The 22,588-nt window shown below is 36.1% G+C and carries 24 protein-coding genes; 16 read left to right on the plus strand and 8 right to left on the minus strand.

Annotated features, from left to right (window positions below; all coding sequences use genetic code 11):
* Positions 1-269 precede the first annotated feature (269 nt).
* Entirely contained in the window at positions 270-812 is a 543-nt protein-coding gene (locus D8M05_RS01440; protein ID WP_121127884.1) for a DUF3267 domain-containing protein, read from the minus strand.
* Between the two features lie 202 nt (positions 813-1,014).
* On the opposite strand from D8M05_RS01440, the gene D8M05_RS01445 reads away from it, so the two are divergent.
* Positions 1,015-1,371, plus strand: coding sequence for a DUF1878 family protein (locus D8M05_RS01445; RefSeq protein ID WP_121127886.1), 357 nt, complete (start codon positions 1,015-1,017; stop codon positions 1,369-1,371).
* Between the two features lie 3 nt (positions 1,372-1,374).
* Here the strand turns inward: D8M05_RS01445 and D8M05_RS01450 are convergent, their stop codons facing one another.
* Positions 1,375-1,851 (minus strand): GbsR/MarR family transcriptional regulator, encoded by a 477-nt coding sequence (locus tag D8M05_RS01450; protein ID WP_121127888.1) that lies wholly within the window; start codon positions 1,849-1,851, stop codon positions 1,375-1,377.
* 269 nt (positions 1,852-2,120) lie between these two features.
* Between D8M05_RS01450 and D8M05_RS01455 the strand changes: the two genes are divergently transcribed.
* The 3 genes from D8M05_RS01455 (at position 2,121) to D8M05_RS01465 (ending at position 5,166) form a co-directional block, all read left to right on the plus strand.
* A complete protein-coding gene (locus D8M05_RS01455) occupies positions 2,121-3,320 on the plus strand; it encodes a quaternary amine ABC transporter ATP-binding protein (protein ID WP_121127890.1) in 1,200 nt (399 codons plus the stop codon).
* Complete coding sequence (locus D8M05_RS01460; RefSeq protein ID WP_121127892.1) at positions 3,313-4,170, plus strand: ABC transporter permease; 858 nt, start codon at positions 3,313-3,315, stop codon at positions 4,168-4,170. The genes D8M05_RS01455 and D8M05_RS01460 overlap by 8 nt, the downstream gene beginning before the upstream one ends.
* Before the next feature lie 72 nt (positions 4,171-4,242).
* Positions 4,243-5,166, plus strand: coding sequence for a glycine betaine ABC transporter substrate-binding protein (locus D8M05_RS01465; RefSeq protein WP_121127894.1), 924 nt, complete (start codon positions 4,243-4,245; stop codon positions 5,164-5,166).
* Between the two features lie 150 nt (positions 5,167-5,316).
* Here the strand turns inward: D8M05_RS01465 and D8M05_RS01470 are convergent, their stop codons facing one another.
* From D8M05_RS01470 to D8M05_RS01480, 3 genes are all read right to left on the minus strand, one after another.
* Complete coding sequence (locus D8M05_RS01470) at positions 5,317-5,679, minus strand: YtxH domain-containing protein (RefSeq protein ID WP_121127896.1); 363 nt, start codon at positions 5,677-5,679, stop codon at positions 5,317-5,319.
* Positions 5,680-5,800: 121 nt separating this feature from the next.
* On the minus strand, positions 5,801-6,322 hold the full coding sequence (locus D8M05_RS01475; RefSeq protein ID WP_121127898.1) for a tryptophan transporter: 522 nt from the start codon (positions 6,320-6,322) through the stop codon (positions 5,801-5,803).
* A gap of 149 nt (positions 6,323-6,471) precedes the next feature.
* Positions 6,472-6,900 (minus strand): HIT family protein, encoded by a 429-nt coding sequence (locus D8M05_RS01480; RefSeq protein WP_121127900.1) that lies wholly within the window; start codon positions 6,898-6,900, stop codon positions 6,472-6,474.
* 1,103 nt (positions 6,901-8,003) lie between these two features.
* On the opposite strand from D8M05_RS01480, the gene D8M05_RS01485 reads away from it, so the two are divergent.
* Positions 8,004-8,747, plus strand: coding sequence for an ABC transporter ATP-binding protein (locus D8M05_RS01485; protein ID WP_121127902.1), 744 nt, complete (start codon positions 8,004-8,006; stop codon positions 8,745-8,747).
* On the plus strand, positions 8,740-9,954 hold the full coding sequence (locus tag D8M05_RS01490; RefSeq protein WP_121127904.1) for an ABC transporter permease: 1,215 nt from the start codon (positions 8,740-8,742) through the stop codon (positions 9,952-9,954). Before D8M05_RS01485 ends, D8M05_RS01490 begins: the two co-directional genes overlap by 8 nt.
* Before the next feature lie 22 nt (positions 9,955-9,976).
* Here D8M05_RS01490 and D8M05_RS01495 read toward each other — a convergent pair whose 3' ends face one another.
* A complete protein-coding gene (locus D8M05_RS01495) occupies positions 9,977-11,149 on the minus strand; it encodes a M20 metallopeptidase family protein (protein ID WP_121127906.1) in 1,173 nt (390 codons plus the stop codon).
* Between the two features lie 171 nt (positions 11,150-11,320).
* Positions 11,321-11,755 carry a ferritin-like domain-containing protein gene (locus tag D8M05_RS01500; protein WP_121127908.1) on the minus strand — a complete coding sequence of 145 codons (435 nt, stop codon included), beginning with the start codon at positions 11,753-11,755 and terminating at the stop codon, positions 11,321-11,323.
* Between the two features lie 99 nt (positions 11,756-11,854).
* Between D8M05_RS01500 and D8M05_RS01505 the strand changes: the two genes are divergently transcribed.
* The 6 genes from D8M05_RS01505 to D8M05_RS01530 all read left to right on the plus strand — a co-directional run bounded on the left by D8M05_RS01505 (position 11,855) and on the right by D8M05_RS01530 (position 16,144).
* Complete coding sequence (locus D8M05_RS01505; RefSeq protein ID WP_121127910.1) at positions 11,855-12,544, plus strand: phosphatase PAP2 family protein; 690 nt, start codon at positions 11,855-11,857, stop codon at positions 12,542-12,544.
* 54 nt (positions 12,545-12,598) lie between these two features.
* Positions 12,599-13,357 carry a cell wall-active antibiotics response protein LiaF gene (gene liaF, locus D8M05_RS01510; RefSeq protein ID WP_183072672.1) on the plus strand — a complete coding sequence of 253 codons (759 nt, stop codon included), beginning with the start codon at positions 12,599-12,601 and terminating at the stop codon, positions 13,355-13,357.
* A gap of 15 nt (positions 13,358-13,372) precedes the next feature.
* Positions 13,373-14,410, plus strand: coding sequence for a sensor histidine kinase (locus tag D8M05_RS01515; RefSeq protein ID WP_121128028.1), 1,038 nt, complete (start codon positions 13,373-13,375; stop codon positions 14,408-14,410).
* A gap of 34 nt (positions 14,411-14,444) precedes the next feature.
* The gene (locus D8M05_RS01520; protein ID WP_121128031.1) at positions 14,445-15,074 is read left to right on the plus strand and encodes a response regulator; all 630 of its coding nucleotides are present in this window, start codon (positions 14,445-14,447) and stop codon (positions 15,072-15,074) included.
* Between the two features lie 123 nt (positions 15,075-15,197).
* A complete protein-coding gene (locus D8M05_RS01525; RefSeq protein ID WP_121127912.1) occupies positions 15,198-15,626 on the plus strand; it encodes a disulfide oxidoreductase in 429 nt (142 codons plus the stop codon).
* A 38-nt stretch (positions 15,627-15,664) separates the two neighbouring features.
* Positions 15,665-16,144 carry a thioredoxin family protein gene (locus D8M05_RS01530; protein WP_121127914.1) on the plus strand — a complete coding sequence of 160 codons (480 nt, stop codon included), beginning with the start codon at positions 15,665-15,667 and terminating at the stop codon, positions 16,142-16,144.
* 60 nt (positions 16,145-16,204) lie between these two features.
* Here the strand turns inward: D8M05_RS01530 and D8M05_RS01535 are convergent, their stop codons facing one another.
* Positions 16,205-16,702: an antibiotic biosynthesis monooxygenase family protein gene (locus tag D8M05_RS01535; protein WP_121127916.1), complete on the minus strand. Its 498-nt coding sequence runs from the start codon at positions 16,700-16,702 to the stop codon at positions 16,205-16,207.
* 177 nt (positions 16,703-16,879) lie between these two features.
* On the opposite strand from D8M05_RS01535, the gene D8M05_RS01540 reads away from it, so the two are divergent.
* From D8M05_RS01540 to hemY, 4 genes are all read left to right on the plus strand, one after another.
* Positions 16,880-19,048 (plus strand): transglycosylase domain-containing protein, encoded by a 2,169-nt coding sequence (locus D8M05_RS01540; protein WP_121127918.1) that lies wholly within the window; start codon positions 16,880-16,882, stop codon positions 19,046-19,048.
* Between the two features lie 124 nt (positions 19,049-19,172).
* Entirely contained in the window at positions 19,173-20,207 is a 1,035-nt protein-coding gene (gene hemE / locus D8M05_RS01545) for a uroporphyrinogen decarboxylase (protein WP_121127920.1), read from the plus strand.
* Positions 20,208-20,232: 25 nt separating this feature from the next.
* Complete coding sequence (hemH, locus tag D8M05_RS01550) at positions 20,233-21,168, plus strand: ferrochelatase (protein WP_121127922.1); 936 nt, start codon at positions 20,233-20,235, stop codon at positions 21,166-21,168.
* A complete protein-coding gene (gene hemY / locus D8M05_RS01555; protein ID WP_121127924.1) occupies positions 21,168-22,571 on the plus strand; it encodes a protoporphyrinogen oxidase in 1,404 nt (467 codons plus the stop codon). Before hemH ends, hemY begins: the two co-directional genes overlap by 1 nt.
* Positions 22,572-22,588: the final 17 nt, after the last annotated feature.

Below are 22,588 nucleotides of genomic sequence, written 5' to 3' on the forward strand. Positions count from 1 at the left end.
CAATGATTAATATACCATACTTAATGGTAAAAAAAATAGTCTGATGTAATGAAGCTCATAAATACCTAATTTGTGCCACAAAAATAACGAAAGGTCTTTAGGTTGGTTGTTACTGTATATAGATTGTAGACTTGTTTAATTCAGAATTGTCCTAAATATGTCGTTCCGGCAATTCACTTCCCTTTCCGTGGGCGGCTGGTAATTTACATGGGATCATTTTTTTAGTAGGTATAAAAAAAGACCCTAGACAAAATCTTTTGTCCAGGTTCTTAGTTAGCCTCTAATAATATGTCAAATCCATCATTTTCGTTATGAATATAAGCTTTTTTAGGTGCCTGAATGACGTGAACAATAAACCAAAAGTCAATAAAAGTCACACCAATATGAATGCAAGTATACAGTAAGAAGTAAACGTAATAATCGGTAAATACAAAGCTCGCTATAAGGCCTGGAAGCGTAATGAAAACAGTTGGCGAAATCGCCACGAATAAAGAAACTTTTTTTGTTACGTGAGTTTTTGTATAATAGGTAAAAGTAGGAATACAATTCATATTTCGTTTATAATTAACTTTCACTCGTTTATTCATAATAATTAATGGTAAAATATGCATAATTGAATGTATAGACGGCAATAGAGAAACTGCTATAATAAATGGAATTATTCCTGATTCACGTACATGATGTGTGTCATGGATGATAGAAAAAGGAACATAAAGAATGATGAATGTCAATATTCCAATGGACGTAGATATTAGGAAAAGGCGCACTTTGCCAAATTCTTTATTAAACTTGATTGATTTCCAGCAATTCATGATAGTCACCTCTGTGTAAAAAAATCAATTCTCCATTAAGAATACTTCAAGAATAATAGTACGATTGAGAATAAAAATCAATAGCTTTTTATTATTTTTTACAAACATGTGCGATCTTTTCTGAAAGTAAGAATGAAAGTGTTAAGTAACTTATCTAAAAGTGAATATTTTAACGCTTAATCTATTTGGGGGTTTTATTAAAATGAGAGAAATAAGTAATTGTAATACCTCTTCTTTTCATATACATTTACTTTCAAATATTATTGATATGAATCAATACCCATTTATTAAACTCTTGATTGAAAAGAATATAAATAAAAAGGAATATGACGAACTTTTTAACTTGCTGGAGAAATTAGATAAGAACTATCTAGTACAAAAGGAAGAGGGGTTAATTAATTTTACATCGTTACTTGTGCATTTTGCTGGGATGTTAAATGAAAAATTAGACCCTACAGAGACAATCTTAGCATTAAAAAAAGAAGGATACTATCCTTCTTTGATCAATGAATTTTTGGCAATTTTAAATGATAAAGAACCCAATAAAAGGCGGAGATAACATCTAGTCTTGATTGAGTTCTTTATAAGTTTCTTCGAGCTGTCTATGGAAACCAATAATATGCTTTAAACCTTCTTTAAGCGCAGTAAGCTCCTCATTATTTTTGGCTCTTTTGATGTTTTTTTCTATTTCTTCTAATGAATTCTTTTGCTGATTAGCCTGATCGATCCAATTCTTTAAATAAAAATTCATAAAAGCCTTAAACAATTGTGAATTTGCTTCATACAGATCCTTCCTAACGCCTTTCTTCCATACACGAGTAACGAGATTCAATTCTAGCAAACTACGAATATTCGTGCTCATGGATGTTTTACTCTTACCCAAGGCATCACTCATATCATCTAATGTAAGGGGTTTTTCGGATAAATATAAAAAAGAGAATAAACGAGCTTCTAAAGGGGTTAATCCAAACATTTCAACAGTTTTGGAGAATTCTATCATGATTTCTTGCATGATTAGTTCCTTTTTTGTTGTTCCCATATACAACCAATCCTTCCTATATAAAGATTACAATAAATTCCTTTTATTTAAAAATATCGACTTGCATAGTATTTAGGAGGAATATGGAGGAATTAAAAGCATTTGTATTGTATAGTTTGTACAGAATAAACTGTACGTAAAATATATTCGATTTTAACGGAATTTAAAGTTTGTACAAAACAAACAAAAATGTTTATAATTGTAAGGTAGTTGATTGCTGCGGACGATTGTTTAGGACTAAGAAAAGTTTGTAAGAAAGAGGTGAGTATATGCCTATTATAGAAGTAAAAGACTTATCGAAAGTCTTTGGAAAAAATAAGAAACAGGCACTCAAGCTTGTAGAACAAGGCAAATCAAAAGAAGATATATTAAAAGAAACGGGTAGTACTGTCGGTGTTAATCGGGCTACGTTTTCGGTAGAGCAAGGCGAGATTTTCGTTATTATGGGACTTTCAGGCAGTGGTAAATCTACTTTGGTTCGATTGATTAATAGATTGATAGAACCTACTACGGGCAATATATATATCGACGGAGAAGATTTATCTAAGATGGATAAAAATGCACTTCGTAGTGTAAGACGTGAGAAACTAAGTATGGTTTTCCAGAAATTCGGACTATTTCCGCATCGAACGATTCTAGAAAACGCTGCGTTCGGGTTGGAAATCCAAAAGGTCTCTAAAGAAGAACGTGAAAAGAAAGCAAAAGAGGCCTTAGAGATGGTAGGTTTAGGTGGTTATATTCACCAAAAGCCTGGACAATTATCTGGTGGGATGCAGCAGCGTGTTGGGTTAGCTAGAGCACTTACAAATGATCCAAAAGTCTTGTTGATGGATGAGGCATTCTCAGCACTAGATCCACTTATTCGGAAAGAGATGCAAGATGAACTGATTGATTTACAATCATCAATGCAAAAAACAATTCTTTTCATTACGCACGATTTAGACGAGGCATTGCGTCTAGGTGACCGCATTGCACTAATGAAAGATGGTTCAATTGTCCAAATTGGTACACCAGAAGAAATTCTTGTGAATCCAGCGAATGACTACGTTGAGAAATTTGTAGAAGATATTGATCGTTCGAAGGTATTAACAGCGCAGCACATTATGAAACGACCTGAGACAATTAATATTGATAAACATGGTCCAAGAGTAGCCTTAGAACGAATGAAAGAAGCAGGTATTTCTAGCATATTTGTTGTTGATAACAGTCGGAATTTAAAAGGGTATATAACAGCAGATGACGCTTCTGATGCCCGTAAAAAAGAGGTAAAAGATTTAAAAGAAATTATTAAAACAGATATTCCTACTGTTGAAAAAGAAACAGCATTACATGATATTTTTAGCATAATACATGATACACCTATTCCTGTTGCGGTAGTAGATGATGGGAAATTGAAGGGAATCATTGTACGTGGTTCTGTTATTGCTGCACTTGCTGGAGATGGTGAGGTGAACTTAGAGCATGCTTAATAATTTACTAGATTTTGTACCTGAAATACCGGTTGCTGATGGTATTGATTGGTTAACAGATGAAATTACAGATATGTTGTCATTTGTTTTTGATCCGATTAAAGAACACTTCGGTAATTTTATGGAATTTGTGGCAGAAGATGTCTTAATGGTAATTCCGCCAGTTATTTTTATATTAATCGTTGCACTAATTGCATTCTTTGTATCAGGTAAAAAGTTTGGACTAGCTGCTTTTTCGATTGTTGGTCTATGGTTTATCTATAATCAAGGTCATTGGGATAACTTAATGAATACTGTAACACTCGTAATACTCGCTAGTCTTCTTTCTGTTATTATTGGTGTTCCACTTGGAATCCTAATGTCGAAAAGTAAAACAGCAAATGCAATTATTACTCCGATACTTGATTTTATGCAGACCATGCCTGCATTTGTCTACTTGATTCCTGCCGTTGCATTTTTCGGTATTGGTATGGTTCCTGGCGTGTTTGCATCATTAATTTTCGCAACACCACCAACCGTCCGTTTTACAAACTTGGGGATACGTCAAGTTTCTAATGAGTTAGTGGAAGCGGCAGATGCCTTTGGTACGACGGGTGCACAAAAATTATTTAAGGTAGAATTACCAATGGCCAAATCAACGATAATGGCTGGTATAAACCAAACGGTTATGCTTGCACTATCAATGGTAGTCATTGCATCAATGATTGGTGCGAAGGGTCTAGGTAGAGAAGTTCTATCATCCCTACAACGTGCTGAAGCTGGTACAGGATTTGTAGCAGGGTTTGGTATTGTAATATTGGCGATTATTATTGACCGTATTACTCAGAACATGAATAAGAGTAAGGCTTAATTTCGTTGGCATCTTTTCTTTATGAAAAGTTTCCATATAGGATTAATAAGTGAAAAGGGGAGAATTTAAATTATGTCAAAATTTAATTGGAAACGTCTTGGCTTAATCGCTGGACTTTCATTATCGTTAGTTGCTGCTGGTTGTGGTGATGCAGAAGAAGAAACAGATACAGCAGAAAACACTGGAACGGATGAGGGAACGGAAGAATCAGCATCTGTTGATGGAGCGGAACTTGAACTAGCATATGTAGAATGGGAAACTGAAGTTGCATCTACACATGTTATTGGTAAAGTGCTAGAAGATTTGGGTTATGATGTAGAATTAACTCCATTAGATAATGCAGTTATGTGGGAAGCAGTTGCCACTAGCGAAGCAGATGGTATGGTTGCTGCATGGATGCCAGGAACGCACGCTGCACAATATGAAGAATATGGAGATCAAGTGGTAGACTTAGGTGAAAACTTAGAAGGTGCTGCAATTGGTATGGTAGTACCAGAATACATGGATGTTAATTCAATCGCTGATTTAACGGATGAAGCGGATATGACAGTTACTGGTATTGATCCAGGTGCTGGTGTTGTGGCTGCTGCAGAACGTGCAGTAGAGGAATATGATAATCTTGACGGATGGGAAGTAGAAACCTCTTCAAGTGGTGCGATGGCTACGGCGTTAGGGCAAGCATATGAAAATGAAGAAGAAATCGTTATTACCGGATGGTCGCCACATTGGAAATTCCAAAAATATGATTTGAAATATTTAGAGGACCCAGAAGGCTCATTTGGTGAAGCAGAAGTAATTAAGACAATGGTTCGTGAAGGTTTAGAAGAAGATGCACCAGAAGCTTACCAAGTATTAGATAATTTCTACTGGGAACCAGCAGAAATGGAAGAAGTGATGGTTGCTATTCTTGATGGTGAAGATCCAGAGGATGCAGCAGCAGCTTGGGTTGAAGAAAATCCAGATCGCGTTGCTGAATGGACAGAAGGCGTAGAATAAATTATTTGTAGAAGGCGGGCTATCCAGTGATGGGTGGCTCGTTTTTTTGTTTAGATGTAACTAAGAATTTGTGAAGAGGGAGAGGATGGATATCCCGAGAAGAACACTATATCACTCCACAAAAAAAGCTCCCTCAACAGTTTGAGGAAGCTATTTCGTTTCTTTCATCTTATCTTCTAAATCTTTCAGGCTACTTTCAATTTGTTCTAAGTAAGTATGAATACTTTCTTGATGTGGTTCGATTGTTTCTTTCCATTCTTCTACCGATTTCTTTATATCCTGTGTTAGATCCTTAATTAATACGGCACTTTCTTTCGATGTTTCTGTAATTTGATTTTTAAGACGTAAGCCCTCTACTTTTAAGTTGTAAAGCATATCTTTTAATTCTATGCTTTGGTCTTTCACACGACCACGCATATCACGACCAGATGAAGGTGTAGTTAATAAAGTAACGGCGGCACTTACTGCTCCTCCGATTAAGAGCCCCAAAGTTAATGATTTTGCTCTTGACATAATAACACGCTCCTTTCTTTTTCCTATTATAACACTTCCTCTTATAACCTGCTACTAAAGAGAAGAGGAAATTTATTTCTTTAAAAAGTCCTCTGACTAGAACGAGTCAGAGGACTGTATATTAGTTATAAGCTAAATTGGTTCGTTTCATTATTGTTTGTACGATTGGGTAGACGACTACCATGATGACAGTATTAATAGCTGCTGCAGGTAATACAGCCGTTACTAATAATCCGATAAATCCACCTTCAGGTAAGCTAGCAATTAAAGCGACAATTCCTGTAAAAACAGAACCACTAATTACCGTACCAATAAATGTTAGTACTGGGGCTGAAATATTGTCATTGACTTTATTTTTCATAAATAAAAATAAAGCTAAAACGACAAATGCGGAAATCGGTTTATCCATTATGTTAGCAATTTGTCCACCTGCTGCTGTTGTTGTTAATGCCGCAACAATTCCTGATGTTAACGACAGAAGTAGTACATACTTTGTCTTTGGAAAAAGGAAAATACCTAAAAACATCATGGAAAGCAATAAGTCTGGCTTAACACCCATAATAGATAAGCCTGGAATTGCAGCATGCAGCACCGTTCCGATCCCAACTAAAAGGGATAACATAATTAAAACGCGAATATTCATTTTTTACCTCTCCTCATCTCAACTAATCTCTACTCTAATTATCTTCCCAACTGTACACTCTTTGTCAGTTGCGGAATGTATACATGATTATAACAAATATATATATAAATTAAAAGTACCTTTTTGGATAAAAATATTTTTTCAGATAATTATTGAATTGCTTGTTCAATTTCCTTTGCAATCTGTTGGAGTTCGTCAAATGCATAATCATCCTGATGTGTTTTCCAATTTGGTGTATAGCCGTCCCCATCACCGTAACGCGGAATTAGATGAATATGTAGGTGGAATACAGATTGTTCAGCTGCTTCTCCATTATTATTTAAAAGATTCATGCCTAATGGTTTGTACGTATTTTTAATTGCATTGGCGATTGTAGGAATCCGTTCGAATAATTCCTTTGCAACTTCTGGTGGTGTTTCAAAAATATTTTTCGTGTGTTGTTTCGGAATGACTAATGTATGTCCTTTCGTAACTTGTGAAATGTCCAGAAATGCATATACTTTTTCGTCCTCGTACACTTTGGCAGAAGGAATATCTCCAGCAATTATTTTACAAAAAATGCAATCATCATGACTCATAACATTTACCACTCCTTTATTTTAATTATTCTTATTTTATATAGGTTGAGGGGATAAAGTAAAGCATTTCGGGTCACTGAAAAAATAAAAGGGGTAGTATACTAAAAAATGTTTTTTATGACACAAAATGTATAAATTGTGGATTATTTGAATTCAAACAATTAAGCTCTCGCTCACACTTATGATTGGTTTATGTCGTCATTCGCTGCGGCAGAATACTTCGCTTTCCGCGGGCACGGCCTCAGCCCTCCTCGGAAGAAAAGCCCTTCCTGCGGGGTCTTCGGACACGTGCTGTTCCCGCAGGAGTCTTCGTATTCTGCCTACGCTATGTTAGTTGCTCTAAATATTTTTGAGATTTTAGTCCGTATAACCACGTTACGGATAGTTGTTTTCTGTAAAAAAACAAAATATCTCTAGTTTTATAAAAGTAGAGCAGATACCTTAGTGGAGGAAACACGCGTAGACTCCTGTGGGGGGCTCACCAGCCGCCCACGGAAAGCGAAGTGTGTTTCCGGAACGACGTGCTATACACATACTGAATTACACTAGTCAACACTTTATATCAACTGCGACTTAAACAAAAAATCAATCATAAAAAAACAAAAGAAACAGGCCCAGTCCGTATCACTACGGTCCAGGCCTGCTTGTGGTTGTAGAAGCGAGATGGTCAATCTAATGCGTGGGGACGTGTAAACTTTTGTTAAATGTTTAACAGTGTTTACAAAAACCTTTTTGTCAGCATCTCATATGAATGAGATGGGTTCTGGCAAAAGGGTTTTATTTTATCATTAGAACGCCAACACCAACACCTCATTTGTGTGTTAATATGCACGAAATTCAGAGTAGTTTATCGTTCACTAACACCTCATTTGTGTTTAAAGTAACACGAAATTACATTAGAGATTCGATCACTAACACCTCATTTGTGATTCACACGATTGTAAGTGTTTGCTGCATCTCGCTTCTACACTACATATTCTGCACGTTATAATTATATTTATACAAAGAAATTGAAAAAAGTTGTCGAAAATGCAACTACGGTTTATTTTGGAAAACATATGCAAAAATGATAAACTTTAATGTAGAGTAGAGGAGGAAAATTCGTGGAATCATTGCTACATATTGAGAACCTATATGGGGGATATACGCATAAGGACGTGCTACATGGCATTTCATTTGATGTACATCCTAAAGAAATCGTCGGTCTAATTGGTTTAAATGGTGCTGGTAAAAGTACAACAATTAAACATGTTATAGGTCTGATGCAACCAAAGAAAGGTACTATCTCGGTTAATGGAAAGACATTTAAGGAAAATTCAAACTCCTACCGAAATCAGATGGCTTACATTCCAGAGATGCCTATTTTATATGATGAATTAACATTACATGAACATTTACGCCTAACAGCAATGGCGTATGGCATTGAAGAAGCTACTTTTGAAAAAAGATTACCCCCGCTTTTAAAAGCGTTCCGCATGGAAAAGAAATTAAATTGGTTTCCTGTACATTTTTCCAAAGGGATGCGGCAAAAAGTGATGATTATGTGTGCGTTCTTAATTGAGCCTCCTTTATATATTGTGGACGAGCCTTTTGTTGGTTTGGATCCACTAGGGATTCAGTCTTACCTTCAATTAATGAATCAAATGAAAGATAATGGTTCTGGTGTTTTAATGTCGACCCATATTCTAGCAACTGCAGAACGTTATTGTGACCGATTTGTTATTTTGCATGACGGGGAAATACGGGCGATGGGAACATTAGATGAACTGCGTGATTCCTTTAATATGCCGAATGCAACATTAGATGATTTATATGTACAGTTAACAAAGGAAGATAGCCATGTTTGATTCACATGCTTTTTATAAACAACGATTATCCGCCCATATAAAGGAATTAGGGCGATATTTGCGGTATATATTAAATGGTCATATGATGATTGTTATTTTCTTTCTAATTTCAGCTACAGCAGTTTATTATCAGCAGGCCCTAACTCAGCTTCCAGAAAATTTTCCGACAGCAATTATAATTGGGATCGCTTTTGGTTTGTTAGTGAGTTACAGCCCTATTCGAACCCTGCTTAAAGAACCTGATTTAGTGTTTATCGTAGTTGCAGAAGATCAAATGAATCATTATTTTCGTAACACATTAATCTATAGCTTTGTTGTTCAACTTTACCTTATTTTTTTACTCGTTGGAGCGCTTGGCCCATTGTATACAGCAACATATACTGACCGTTCAGGTGAAGTGTATTTGTGGACAATTGCTGTAGTATTAATTTTTAAAGCTGGAAATTTAATAGTAAATTGGTGGATGCTGAAGGTTAGAGATAGAACGATAAGGCGTCTTGATCAATTTGTAAGAATGATTTTAAATGTTGTCATTTTTTATTTTATTATTAATGGCAATCTGTTATTTGCGGGTATTACAACGGCTATTTTTATGTTCGTTTTTTTATACGATTACACAGTCTCAAAGAAACAGTTAGGTGTCAATTGGGAATTGTTAATTGAAAAAGATCAACATCGGATGCAAGTGTTTTATCGTTTTGCAAATATGTTTGCTGATGTACCACATTTGAAAGCTCGAGTGAAAAAGAGGCAGTGGCTCGTATCACTTGTTACGAAAGGGGTTCCTTTTGAGAAAAAGAATACATACGATTATCTGTTTCGAATTACATTTATTCGGAGTGGGGATTATATAGGAATGTATTTTCGCTTAATCGTAATCGGAGGAATCTTTATTTATCTTATTCCAAATGTATGGATGAAAGTAGTATTTAGTATTTTATTTTTATACTTAAGTATTTTCCAGATGATGACATTGTATCATCATCATCGAACAAATATGTGGATAGATCTTTATCCCGTGGAACTGGATAGACGTAAAGAAGCGATTGTAAAACTATTATATCAACTTGGGTTTATACAAATAATCCTATTTTCTCTTTTGATTTTGCTGACGCAGGAGTACATTGGGTTTATTGTTGCATTAGCTGGTGGTTTAGTGTTTAATGTGGCATTTATTAATGGATATGTTAAGAGAAAGTTTACATAAAAAATGAGAGGGAGGCTTCCTCTCATTTTTTATCTTGAAAAGCAGAATAAGCTCCAATTAAAGTCTTTGCAGCAGTGGCCATTGCCCGCTCATCAAAATCAAATTTAGGATGATGATGTGGATAAGTATGGCCTTCTTTCATTGCACCAGTAAAGAAGTATGCTCCAGGCTTTTCTATCAAATAATAAGCAAAATCCTCTCCGGCCATAAAGGGCTTTACTTCTTCAATGGCATCAATTTGCTTAATATGTTTCCCTGCTTCCATTACGAGACTTGCTTCTCTTTTGTGATTTACTAGTGGGGGGTAGCCTTTGGAATATGTAAAATCACAGGTTACATCATTGGCAAGACAAACTCCTTTTATAATTTTTTTCATTTCTTCAATCACTTTTTTCTGGACGTCCGTATTTAAATATCTTACTGTGCCAGATATTTCTGCAGAATCAGCAATAATATTGAATGCATTCCCAGCGTGAAAAATCCCGACAGTTACAACGGCTGTTTCTAATGGATCTAATCTTCTAGAGACAATTTGTTGTAATTCAGTTACTAACTGGGATGCGATGACAATTGCATCTTTTGTTTCATGTGGATAAGCTCCGTGTCCACCTTTCCCTTGAACAACGATTTCGAAACGGTCAGCCCCAGCCATCATTACATCCTTCGCTATTTGGAGTTTTCCAAGAGGGGTGGTAGCCCATAAATGGGTACCGAAAACAGCATCTACAAGACGGATAGCCCCATCTTCAATCATTGGTTTCGCACCACCTGGCGCATACTCTTCCGCATGTTGGTGCAAAAATACAATCGTACCAGCTAGTTCTCCTTGAAATTGTTTCATCGCCTTCGCGAGAATAAGCAAGGTCGCTGTGTGCCCATCATGTCCGCATGCATGCATTACTCCAGGGATTTTTGATTTATATGGGACATCCTTTTCGTCTTGTATTGGTAAGGCGTCAAAGTCTGCCCGGAGTGCTACAGTTTTTCCTGGTTTAGCCCCTTTGAGAGTTGCGACAACACCTTTTCCTCCAACATTCGTTTGATAGGGAATGCCGAGCTGTTCATAAAAATCAGCAATATATTGGGCTGTTTTTGTTTCCTGAAAAGAAAGCTCTGGATGTTGATGCAAGTATCGCCGTATTTCCACCATTTCTGGGTATAATTCATCTATTGCGTTATGAATCTTGTTTAGCATAATAAGTCCCACCTCCCGAGTATTTAAATAATTATAACATTTTTTTAATTTCGATTTATAAAATAATTACGTTGTGTAAGATTGTTGATATCTTTAATTCAATTAGCAATAAAAAGCACAAAAAGAGCCAGACACAAAAGAATGGCTATTACGCCATTCCTTATGAAAAAGTTATTTAATTCTCGTATCCTCTAGTAAGCGTTCTAGCTCTTCCTTATGTTGCGTTTCATCAGTGATTAGATCTTCAAGTTTAACAACTAATTCCGTTAGTCCTAGGTTTTCGGCTTGTTTCTTACGCTTTTCATATCGTTGGATTGTGTCAGATTCTGACCTCAACGTTTCCTCTAAAATGTTTTTCACATCAGTTGGTTGCTGGATAGTAGCTGCCTTTGTTGTCGGTATTCCACCTAGTGATTTTATTTTTTCTGAAAGATATAGAGCATGTCCAAGTTCATCGGTGATTTCCGTTTCAAAAAATGGCTTTAAAGCGGAACGGTATAATCCTGATACAACAGAAGCACTATAAGTATATTGAATAATTGCACCATATTCATAAGATAAGTCTGTATTTAGTCCGTCTATTAATTGTTGTAATTCTTTATCCATGTTAATCCCTTCCTTTTAATAATTTTGGTATACTACTTCTATACCACTTCTCTTTCAATGTAAACATTTAACCGGAGATATCAGCTAAGGAGAAAAAAGATGCTAGAAAAACGCAACCGAATTATCTTATATTTGTTTATTATTTTTTTATTTATTACTTGTATTTGGATTGTTCAAATCATGAATGGATATGTACCGTATGTCGACAGTTGGACGCGTGAATTGGTCGGAAGGTTGGTGGATACTTCCGTTTATCGTGTTTTTCTTGAAATAACAAATTTAGGATCGAGGTCTTTTTTGATACCATTTGTAATTGTTACAGCTGTATTTTTATGGATGGTTTACAAAAATTCTCTTCCGGCATTGTTTTTTGCTGGTGGTACATTAATAACCCATAGCTTGAATAAGATTATCAAGAATATTATAGAGCGTGAAAGACCAAGTATTTTAGAAGAGGCGAATGCTTTGGGGCATAGCTTTCCATCCGGTCATGCGATGATTTCCATGGTATGTTACGGCTTACTTGCATATTTTTTTACAAAGAAGTTAAAATCTACCAAAATCATTTTTATGACACAAATCTTTTTTTTATTGCTTATTTTATTAATCGGTATTAGTAGATATGTCATTAATGTTCACTATTTGACAGATGTTTTGGCTGGTTTCTTCATTGGTGCTCTCTGCTTAATTGGCTTTATCTTTCTCTATGAAAAATTACAGCACTCCGCCCTGAGACCGAGGGGAAAGCATACTGTAGATGGTTCCAAAAGGCGTGAAAAGAACTTATGATAGGAGTATAGGGTGGATTCTCCAACGTTTCGTTCATAGAAAGGATGATACTAGTTGAAGCGTTTTAGTAGGTATTTTATTGCAATATTTCTAATAACCATTGGAGTTATGCTCGTATTGACGAATTTAGGTGTTGTATCCTTTGATTTCTCGATTGCTTGGCAATTTATTTATCCAATATTTTTTGTAATAATTGGTATGAGGTGGTTATTTGATTATTTCAGAAAAAGAGGTGGCAGCTGGGTATTTGGCTCCTTTTTCCTAATATTTGGCTCTCTTTTACTGTTAGACCGATTTGAGATTATATATTTTACATTTTGGAGTGTCTTTAAATTATGGCCATTATTGATTGTTTATTTCGGCTTTATGTTAATAAGGGCTAAACCTAATATTGTTATAGAATATAATAATAAAGATTCATCTGGAAGTAAAAAGACAAAATCGTATTCTAATTCTTTTTTTTCGGTTGGTGATCATGAGTTTAATGAACCGAACTGGAAAGTGACACCAATTAACCTTCGAACGATGGCTGGTGATTTTTATTTTGATTTTTCGAAGGCCTTTATTCCTGAAAAGGAGATACCTGTAACAATCAATTGTTTAGCGGGGGATGTAAATATTTTAATGCCTAGCAATGTGGAATTTCGCGTAGAGGCAACGCTGAATGCTGGGGAAATTGTCGTACTCGACCAAACAACAGATGGGATTAATCGTTCCCTTTCATTTGAAACGGAAGGGTATGAGGATGCAGAAAGAAAGATAGACTTTCAAATTCATTTACGAGCAGGAGCGATTCGGATTGATCACGTGTAAGGGGAGGAAGCTATGATTAAAAGAAGGTTCTCAAGTATTCGTTACGTTTTTATACGATCGCATCTATATGGCTTATTCCTTACAACAGTGACAATCTTGTCTATTTTACTATCAATTTATGTACTATTTAGTCCGGAATGGTTATCGGTTCAAAGTATTTTCTTGTTTATTGCGTTGTATATAGGTATCGGTCTATTCATTTCCATGTATACTGGTTTCAAGACAAGTGGAAACTATAAATCCAGGTTAGACGCGATGTCTGTGTTAATCACGCAATATTCTAATGGAAACTACGATTCTTACATTCAGTCCATGGAGAAGGATGAAATTACTAGAATTACGAATGAATTAAACGAACTTGGAAAGAAACTTCAAAGCCAGGTGAAATCATTGCAACGAATGGCAGACGAAAAAGCTGATTTTGCAAAATCTGCTCATAAAGCAGCTGTTATAGAAGAAAGACAGCGAATTGCAAGGGATTTACATGATGCGGTAAGTCAACAGTTGTTTGCATTAACGATGATGTCAGAAGCGGCGGTAAAACAGTTAGAAAAGAAACCAGAAATCGCAAAAATACAGATGCAGGATGTGGCAGACTCGGCATTACAGGCGCAAACAGAAATGCGGGCACTTTTGTTACATCTTAGACCTGTACATCTATCAGGAGAGTCATTACCAGTAGGAATTAATAAATTAATTAATGAATTAAAGCAGAGAAGTAGAGTAAATTTTCAAGTATCGATACCGAAAGATTTAAAGGTAAGTGAAACCATTGAGGAACATGTTTTCCGAATTATCCAAGAATCATTCTCGAATATTTTACGTCATGCTAATGCGACAGAAGTAAATCTAGATATTTCGAAAAAATCTAAGGAGTTATTTGTACATATTCGAGATAATGGGGAAGGTTTTGATGTGACGGTTAATGCAGATAGAAAAACTTCCTATGGATTGAAGACAATGCGAGAGCGTAGCGAGGAACTAGGTGGAACCTTCTCCGTACGTTCCAATACGAATGAAGGGACATATATTGATATACGAATACCTTGTTAATTGATCGAATGAAATGAAAGGGGAGTTTATGGGTATGATACGAGTAGTCGTTGTAGATGATCATGACATTGTCCGAAAAGGAATTATTGCATATCTCGGCACGGAGGATGAGATAGAAGTAGTAGGTCAGGCATCGAGTGGGAATGAAGGAGCTGCCCTTATTATTCAAACAAAACCAGATGTTGTGTTAATGGATTTAATGATGGATAACGGGAATGGAATTGAGGCAACAAAACAAGTAATGGAGAAACATCCGTCTTGTAAAATTATTATATTAACAAGTTTTTATGATAATGAACAGATTTTCCCTGCAATCGAGGCGGGAGCATTTAGTTATATTTTAAAAACATCTTCAGCAACAGAAATTACTGACACAATCAAAAAAGCGGCAAATAATGTGAATGTCATTGAACCAAAGGTCGCAGGGAAAATGATGTCAGGTTTTCAGCGGGGACAAAAGAAAGCCCATGATGACTTAACAGAACGGGAGATGGAAGTGTTACTATGCATTGGTAACGGAATGACCAATCAAGAGATAAGTGAAAAATTGTACATTGGGATTAAGACGGTGAAAACGCATGTAAGTAACATTTTATCAAAATTAGATTTGAACGACCGTACACAGGTAGCAGTGTATGTGCACCGAAATCGTTTAATGGATTAGTCTGAAATGTAGTGGTAAATACTGCAAAGAAAAAATCATACTTATTTTTAGTAATCCTATTGTATTTTGTAACTCGAGTCTAGTATACTATAATAGCATTAAATAGGAGAGGAATACTAAGATATGAGGAATATGTCCAGAAAAGCAGAAAACTTATTGATCCTTGCTTGGAGCCAAGCTTTTGTTGCAATGGCTGGAAGTTTATTTTACTCCGAGGCAATGGGCTACATCCCATGTGAACTTTGTTGGTACCAACGAGTCTTAATGTATCCTTTGGTAATTATTTACGGTGTAGCAGCAATTAAGAAAGACATTAGTATTGCTTTACCAGGTTTAATAATGAGTGGACTCGGCATGTTTGTTTCTGCTTATCATTATTTGGTCCAGAAAGTCCCAGCTTTTCAAGAAATGGGTGGTTCGTGTACTGGTGGAGTTCCGTGTAATGCGATATATGTAAATTATTTTGGGTTTATTACGATACCATTTTTAGCTTTAGTAGCTTTTGTTGTTATATTTGTTGTTCATCTATTATTATTAAAAGAGGCTAAATAATCGTTAACACAAACAGATACATAGAAGGAGAGAAAAACATGGGAAAAAAAATGATAGCAATTATTGGTGTTATTGTTGTACTATTGGTTGCATTATTCCTTGTTGTACAATATCAAAATAATCAAGCATTGGAAGGGGTAGACAACCCGTATGGTACGACAGATCTAGATCAAGCTACAATTGATCAACTTGATAATCCTGACTATGGTAATCAAATTTTGCCAGATGATCTAAGTGAGAAATTAGAGAATGGTGAAGAGGCTACTGTCTATTTCTATAGTCCAACATGTGTATATTGTCAGCAAACAACACCATATCTCGTTCCATTAGCGGAAGATAACAGCGTTGATATGAAGAAATTTAATTTATTAGAGTTTGGACAAGAAGGAGTACCTTATGCTATCGAATCGACTCCAACACTGATTCATTTTGAAGATGGTAGAGAGGTTGCTCGTATTGTTGGTCAAAGAACAGAAGAAGAATTCCAAGCATTTTTTGATGAATATGTATTAAATTAATTTGGTAAACACCCTAAAGTAATATAGATAAAGAAAAAAGCTAACGAAACGGATGGTTCGTTAGCTTTCTTCTTCAACATACATTTGAAATGTCTTCGTAAATGGTCTATCAGCGTAATATGCGGGATTTTTTGTGGCCGTGTCTTGATGTGCTTTCTGAAAGGTAGATGAGTTTTTCCAGTTTTCAAAGTCTCGGACAGATTTCCATTGTGTAAAAACAACATAATTATTTCCTTTTAAAGGGCGTAAAAAACGAAAAGCCTGAAAACCTGGCATTGACTCGACATCATTACGTCTTTTTTTGAAACGATCTTCAAAAACAGCCCTAGCGTCATCTGTAACTGGGATGTTGTTCATGACAACATATCCATCTTCCTGTATTTCACCATTTTGTGTAACGACTTCATATCCTCTTCCAGCACTAAAAATACGCTTTTTATTATCCTCATAATAAGCTAAGCCGCCTTCATTATTTTTCATTAAAAAGAGTTTCAATGCATGTTTTCTTTTTATCTTAATGAGAAAATCTAATGTTCCATTGGTCATATAAGCTTTCATGTTCATACCACCTCTCTAGTATTATCATACCCAAAATGATATCATTCAGCTACTAAAAGAGAGGTTTCATTATTGAGAATTACATTATAATAATTATTATTTAAGATGAAGTATATATTACTTTTAGATTGTAGAAAAATGTCGTATAATAGAAGTAATCTGTGTAGAGGTGAACAAATGCAGAAAAACGAGAAAAAGGATAGAAAAAAGCATTTTTCCATCCCTAGAAAAGGAAAAACCATTCTGATAATCATCACTTCCATTATCATACTGGGCGCAATTGGTTATGGAGCTATCTTACTAGGGGGAAGTATGATTGCCCGTGATGAAGCTCTTATTTTAGATCAAACAACAAGTATCGAGACATTAGATGGGGAAATTATTGGAACGCTTTATAATGAAAACAGAGTATATGTTTCAATTGACAAGATCCCTGAACATGTGCGAAATGCTTATGTTGCTATTGAAGATCGCAGCTTTTATGAGCATGCAGGAATTGATATGAAATCTGTCATTCGTGCTGTTTATAAAAATATCCTTGCAATGCGTAAAGTGGAAGGTGCAAGTACCATCACACAGCAGCTATCGAAAAATTTATTTTTATACAATGATAAAACTTGGACAAGGAAAACCAAGGAAGTGATGGCTGCCATTTATTTAGAAAATAAATTGTCAAAAAACGAAATACTTGAGCTCTATTTAAATGAAATTTATTTTGGCCATGGGGTGTATGGAATAGAGACAGCATCCAATTATTTCTTTGATAAGTCTGTTAGTGATTTAAGTATTGCAGAAGGTGCGCTACTTGCGGGCCTAGCAAAGGCACCCAATGGATATTCACCAATCAATCACCCAGAAAAAGCCTTAGAACGAAGGAATCTTGTGCTCCAGTCAATGGATGATGCGGGAATGATTCAAACTGAAACTAGATTGGTGGAACAAGGCAAAACGTTAGGTTTAAATGTTCAGGAGAAAGTTGCGAAACCTTGGGTAAATAGCTATATCGATTTAGTTACAAAAGAGGCTGCTGAAAAGTATCAATTATCAATTGACGAAATTAGGCGTGGCGGTTATCGTATCGTGGTGAATATGGATGAAGATGCGCAGGAAATAGCGTATGAACAGTTTCAAAATGATTCCTATTTCCCGGGCAATACAGAGGGTGTCGAGGGAGCTTTTGTGATGATGGAGCAGCAATCTGGAAGAATAATTGCAGCCCTCGGCGCAAGAGATTATCAACTTGGTAACTTAAATAGGGTGACCGTCGAGCGGCAGCCTGGCTCAACGTTTAAGCCAATTGCGGTATATGGTCCAGCAATGATGCAAGAGGACAGATTTACACCTTTTACACTAGTACCTGATAGGCAAATGGATGACTATATGGTGTCGAATGTTGATAATATGTATGAAGATTATGTCACTATTTATGATGCGCTTATTCATTCAAAAAACACTTCTGCTGTATGGCTCTTAGACCAAATTGGCGTACCATATGCAAAAGATTACCTCAGGGAAATGGGGATTCAGATTGAAGATGATGATTTAGCCATTGCACTCGGTGGTCTGAAATATGGGATAACTCCATTACAAATGATGGAAGGCTACCGTTCATTTGTTAGTGGAGGAAAGGTAGTAGAATCCTATACGATTGATCGTGTTTATAATCAAGAGAATGAGCTCCTGTTTCAAGTAGAAACAAATGAGACGGAAGTATTTAGTCCGCAAGTTGCTTGGAATATGACAGAGATATTATCCGAAACAGTGGAAAGCGGCACTGCAAATGCGGGCGAATATCATAAAGCATTGGCAGGTAAAACGGGTTCTACACAACATCCTTTTGTCCGCGGACAAGTAAAAGACGCATGGTTTGTCGGATATACACCAGAATATGTTACTGCTCTATGGATGGGATATGACCAATCAGATAAAGACCACTATTTGACAGGTGGCAGTAAGTATCCAACAACGTTGACGAAGACTATTCTTACGGAAATTGACAAAAAGAATCCACTAGCTGAGAAGTTTATCAGACCAGACAATGTGAAAGATTTGCCTGAACCAATTGAATTACCACTTATAACAGAAGCGAATGCGGAATATACGTTCGGTGGATTATCATTTATTCGTGGGAAGATAAAATGGAATGGGTCAGATGATGAAAGAGTAATATATCGAATATACCGCAAGCAAGATGGGATAGATAAACGTATTGCCGAAGTAAAAGGTAAAACGGAGTATATCATCGATAATGTCTTATTTTTAGATAATATGTACTATATTGTTCCCTATGATCCCTTAACCAAACTTGAAGGTGTGAGGTCAGAAGCGGTAGAATTAAGTTGGTAGTCAAATTATATTAGTTAATTGGACTTAAATAAGACAAATTAATGACAATAAACGATAAAGACTACACTTTTTGCATTGTTATTATTATAGTTGTTATAGGAATATCAACGAAGGATGGAATATTATGTCTAAAAAAATCAATGATACCATTATTAGAGCTTACAATGGAGAAGAAACGAATTACACCCCAGCATGGTTTATGCGACAGGCGGGTAGATCCCAGCCTGAATATCGTAAGCTTAAAGAAAAGTATTCTTTATTTGAGATTACACATCAACCAGAATTATGTGCCTATGTGACGAGGCTTCCAGTTGAGAATTACGGTGTTGATGCCGCGATTTTATATAAGGATATTATGAGTCCCTTGCCAGCTTTAGGGGTTGATGTAGAAATTAAAAGTGGAATTGGACCCGTAATTCATAATCCAATTAAAAGCATGCAAGATGTTGAAAAACTAGGGCAAATTAACCCTACATCAGATGTACCTTATGTACTGGATACAATAAAACTATTAACGGAAGAACAATTAGAAGTCCCGTTAATTGGTTTTAGTGGTGCACCTTTTACGTTAGCTAGTTACATGATTGAAGGTGGCCCATCCAAAAATTACAGTAAAACGAAAGCACTAATGTATCGTGAACCTGAAACATGGTTTGCGTTAATGGATAAGCTAGCGGATATGGTCATTACGTATGTAGAGGCGCAGGTAAGTGCAGGAGCAAGAGCTATTCAAATTTTTGACTCATGGGTTGGTGCTTTAAATGCGGCTGATTATCGCGTGTTCATTAAACCAGTCATGACAAGAATTTTTTCTGAACTAAGACAACAACAAGTGCCACTTATTATTTTTGGTGTTGGTGCTCGTCATTTGCTTTTAGAGTGGAACGACTTACCTGTTGATGTTATTGGACTAGATTGGCGTACATCTATCGCTGAGGCTCGTCAGATGGGTGTAACCAAGGTTCTTCAAGGGAATCTTGACCCAACGATATTATTAACTGAATGGAAGACCATTGAAAATCGAGTAAAAGCAATTTTAGATGCAGGAATGAATGATGGAAGGCATGTCTTTAATCTTGGGCATGGTGTTACACCTGATATCAAACCAGAAACATTGAAAAAATTAACTGATTTCATTCACGAATATTCAAATCGATAAAAATTTTTAAAGAGGTGCAGAGGAAATGAGCAAAAAGAAATTAGGACTATTAGTAATGGCATATGGTACACCCTACAATGAAGAGGACATTGAGCCATATTATACACATATTCGTCACGGAAGAAAACCTGAAGCCGAAGCACTTCAAGATTTAAAAGACCGTTATAAAGCAATCGGTGGTATTTCACCTTTAGCAAAAATTACGGAAGAACAAACGAAAGCTTTAGAAGATCGTTTAAATGCAAGCCAAGATGAATTCGAATTTAAAGCTTATATTGGTTTGAAACATATTCATCCATTTATCGAAGACACAGTAGAGGTAATGGCTAAAGATGGAGTTAAGGAAGCTGTATCATTAGTATTGGCTCCACATTATTCCACATTTAGCGTGAAATCATACAATGATCGTGCGCAGGATGAGGCATCTAAATATGGAATGACCATCAAATCTGTTCAAAGCTGGTACAACGAAGCAGGATTTATTAAATTCTGGGCTGATGGAATCAAGGGAATTTTTGCAAATATGTCTGAAGATGAACGCGAAAAAGCAGTGCTAATCGTTTCAGCACATAGTCTACCTGAGAAAATCTTACAAAATGGCGACCCATACCCGAATCAATTAAAAGAAACAGCAGATTTAGTTGCTAAAGCAGCAGGTGTTGCGAATTACGAACTAGGCTGGCAAAGTGAAGGAAACACACCTGACCCATGGCTTGGACCAGATGTACAAGATCTAACACGTGAATTGTATGAACAAAAAGGCTATCGTTCATTTGTTTATGCACCAGTAGGCTTTGTGGCAAATCACTTGGAAGTTCTTTATGATAATGATTATGAGTGTAAAGTAGTATGTGATGAGTTAGGTGCAAACTACTATCGCCCTGAGATGCCAAATTCTCATCCTGGGTTTATCAATACATTGGCAGAAGTAGTATTAAATGTAGCGAAGAGTGAAGCGTAATGGAAGCAAAAAATATTGTGATTGTAGGTGGCGGAATCAGCGGATTATCCGCTGCCTACTTTTTGCAAAAAGCAATTCAGCAAAATCAGTTAGCCTATAAAGTTAAATTGGTAGAGGCAACGAACCACTTAGGTGGGAAAATAAAAACGAAGAAGCTTGATGGCTATACGATTGAACTGGGGCCAGATTCCCTACTTTCTAGAAAGCCTGCAATTGTAAACCTTGTTAAAGAACTTGGACTAGAGGATAAAATGATCCGTAATGCAACTGGACAATCGTATATTTTGCACAATAAAAAATTACATAAGTTACCTAAAGGAACGTTTATGGGTGTTCCGAAAGAAGTAGGTCCCCTATTATCGTCTGGACTAATCTCTACAACGGGAAAAATCCGTGCACTTGCTGATCTAATTTTGCCAAAGGGGAAGGCGCAGGAAGACATGTCAATTGGTTCATTGATGCGTAGACGCTTTGGAGATGAAGTGGTAGACCGTCAAATTTCTCCATTGTTATCTGGTATTCATTCTGGAGATATTGATGAGATGAGTATAAAGGCTACTAGTCCTCTTTTTTATCAAGTAGAACAAAAATATGGAAGCGTTATAAAAGGCTTGCAAAAAGCAATGCCAAAGTCTTCAAAAACGAAGGGGAAAAAGCAAGCTAGCATGTTTTTCTCTTTTGAGGATGGATTAGAGACACTTATTAATCGATTGGCAGAGAAATTAGAAAAAGATAGTGTTATCGTAAATTGTGCGGTTGATCACGTAGAAAAGAAAGCCAATTACTATCATCTTTTACTTAGTGATGGGGACGTTCTAAAAGCAGATGCTGTTATTATGGCTACAGAGCATCAAGCAATTCCTAAAATGTTTAGTCAATATGATTTTCTAAAAGAATTATATGAAATACCTTCTACCTCATCGGCAAATGTTGTCTTAACATTTGATTCAAGAGCAATTAAGAAGGATGTTGATGGAACAGGTTTTCAAGTATCGCGTGAGAGTAATGATTTCAGGATTACCGCATGTACTTGGACAAATAAAAAATGGCCAATGACAACACCAGAAGGAAAAGTAATGTTAAGGTGTTATGTTGGAAAGCCTAGTGATCAGGAAATTGTTGATTTATCGGATGAAGAAATTACTCAAATCGTCTTGAAAGATTTAAAGAAAGTAATGAAAATAAAGGGACAACCAGAATTTTCGGTTGTAACACGCTGGAAAGATGCAAGACCACAATATACAGTGGGGCATTTGGATAGAGTGAAGGAAGTGCGACGTGAAATTACTGAAACACTTCCAGGAGTTTATTTAATTGGTAGCTCTTATGATGGTGCTGGAATTCCAGATTGTATTGGAAATGCTGAAAAGGTAGCGGATGAAGTGCTTGGATTTATAAGGTAGCTTAGGTGAAGGGCTCT

Source organism: Oceanobacillus bengalensis, assembly GCF_003628445.1.
In the GTDB taxonomy this organism is placed as follows: domain Bacteria; phylum Bacillota; class Bacilli; order Bacillales; family Amphibacillaceae; genus Oceanobacillus; species Oceanobacillus bengalensis.

Bases quoted from the DNA above. Each gene is read 5' to 3' on its own strand.
- D8M05_RS01530 (WP_121127914.1), top strand. From the start codon at position 15,665: ATGGGAAAAAAAATGATAGCAATTATTGGTGTTATTGTTGTACTATTG.
- D8M05_RS01440 (WP_121127884.1), bottom strand. From the start codon at position 812: ATGAATTGCTGGAAATCAATCAAGTTTAATAAAGAATTTGGCAAAGTG.
- D8M05_RS01475 (WP_121127898.1), bottom strand. From the start codon at position 6,322: ATGAATATTCGCGTTTTAATTATGTTATCCCTTTTAGTTGGGATCGGA.
- D8M05_RS01470 (WP_121127896.1), bottom strand. From the start codon at position 5,679: ATGTCAAGAGCAAAATCATTAACTTTGGGGCTCTTAATCGGAGGAGCA.
- D8M05_RS01505 (WP_121127910.1), top strand. From the start codon at position 11,855: ATGCTAGAAAAACGCAACCGAATTATCTTATATTTGTTTATTATTTTT.
- D8M05_RS01495 (WP_121127906.1), bottom strand. From the start codon at position 11,149: ATGCTAAACAAGATTCATAACGCAATAGATGAATTATACCCAGAAATG.
- D8M05_RS01500 (WP_121127908.1), bottom strand. From the start codon at position 11,755: ATGGATAAAGAATTACAACAATTAATAGACGGACTAAATACAGACTTA.
- D8M05_RS01460 (WP_121127892.1), top strand. From the start codon at position 3,313: ATGCTTAATAATTTACTAGATTTTGTACCTGAAATACCGGTTGCTGAT.
- D8M05_RS01535 (WP_121127916.1), bottom strand. From the start codon at position 16,702: ATGAAAGCTTATATGACCAATGGAACATTAGATTTTCTCATTAAGATA.
- D8M05_RS01520 (WP_121128031.1), top strand. From the start codon at position 14,445: ATGATACGAGTAGTCGTTGTAGATGATCATGACATTGTCCGAAAAGGA.
- D8M05_RS01450 (WP_121127888.1), bottom strand. From the start codon at position 1,851: ATGGGAACAACAAAAAAGGAACTAATCATGCAAGAAATCATGATAGAA.
- D8M05_RS01540 (WP_121127918.1), top strand. From the start codon at position 16,880: ATGCAGAAAAACGAGAAAAAGGATAGAAAAAAGCATTTTTCCATCCCT.
- hemE (WP_121127920.1), top strand. From the start codon at position 19,173: ATGTCTAAAAAAATCAATGATACCATTATTAGAGCTTACAATGGAGAA.
- D8M05_RS01455 (WP_121127890.1), top strand. From the start codon at position 2,121: ATGCCTATTATAGAAGTAAAAGACTTATCGAAAGTCTTTGGAAAAAAT.
- D8M05_RS01465 (WP_121127894.1), top strand. From the start codon at position 4,243: ATGTCAAAATTTAATTGGAAACGTCTTGGCTTAATCGCTGGACTTTCA.
- D8M05_RS01525 (WP_121127912.1), top strand. From the start codon at position 15,198: ATGAGGAATATGTCCAGAAAAGCAGAAAACTTATTGATCCTTGCTTGG.
- hemH (WP_121127922.1), top strand. From the start codon at position 20,233: ATGAGCAAAAAGAAATTAGGACTATTAGTAATGGCATATGGTACACCC.
- D8M05_RS01490 (WP_121127904.1), top strand. From the start codon at position 8,740: ATGTTTGATTCACATGCTTTTTATAAACAACGATTATCCGCCCATATA.
- D8M05_RS01480 (WP_121127900.1), bottom strand. From the start codon at position 6,900: ATGAGTCATGATGATTGCATTTTTTGTAAAATAATTGCTGGAGATATT.
- hemY (WP_121127924.1), top strand. From the start codon at position 21,168: ATGGAAGCAAAAAATATTGTGATTGTAGGTGGCGGAATCAGCGGATTA.
- D8M05_RS01445 (WP_121127886.1), top strand. From the start codon at position 1,015: ATGAGAGAAATAAGTAATTGTAATACCTCTTCTTTTCATATACATTTA.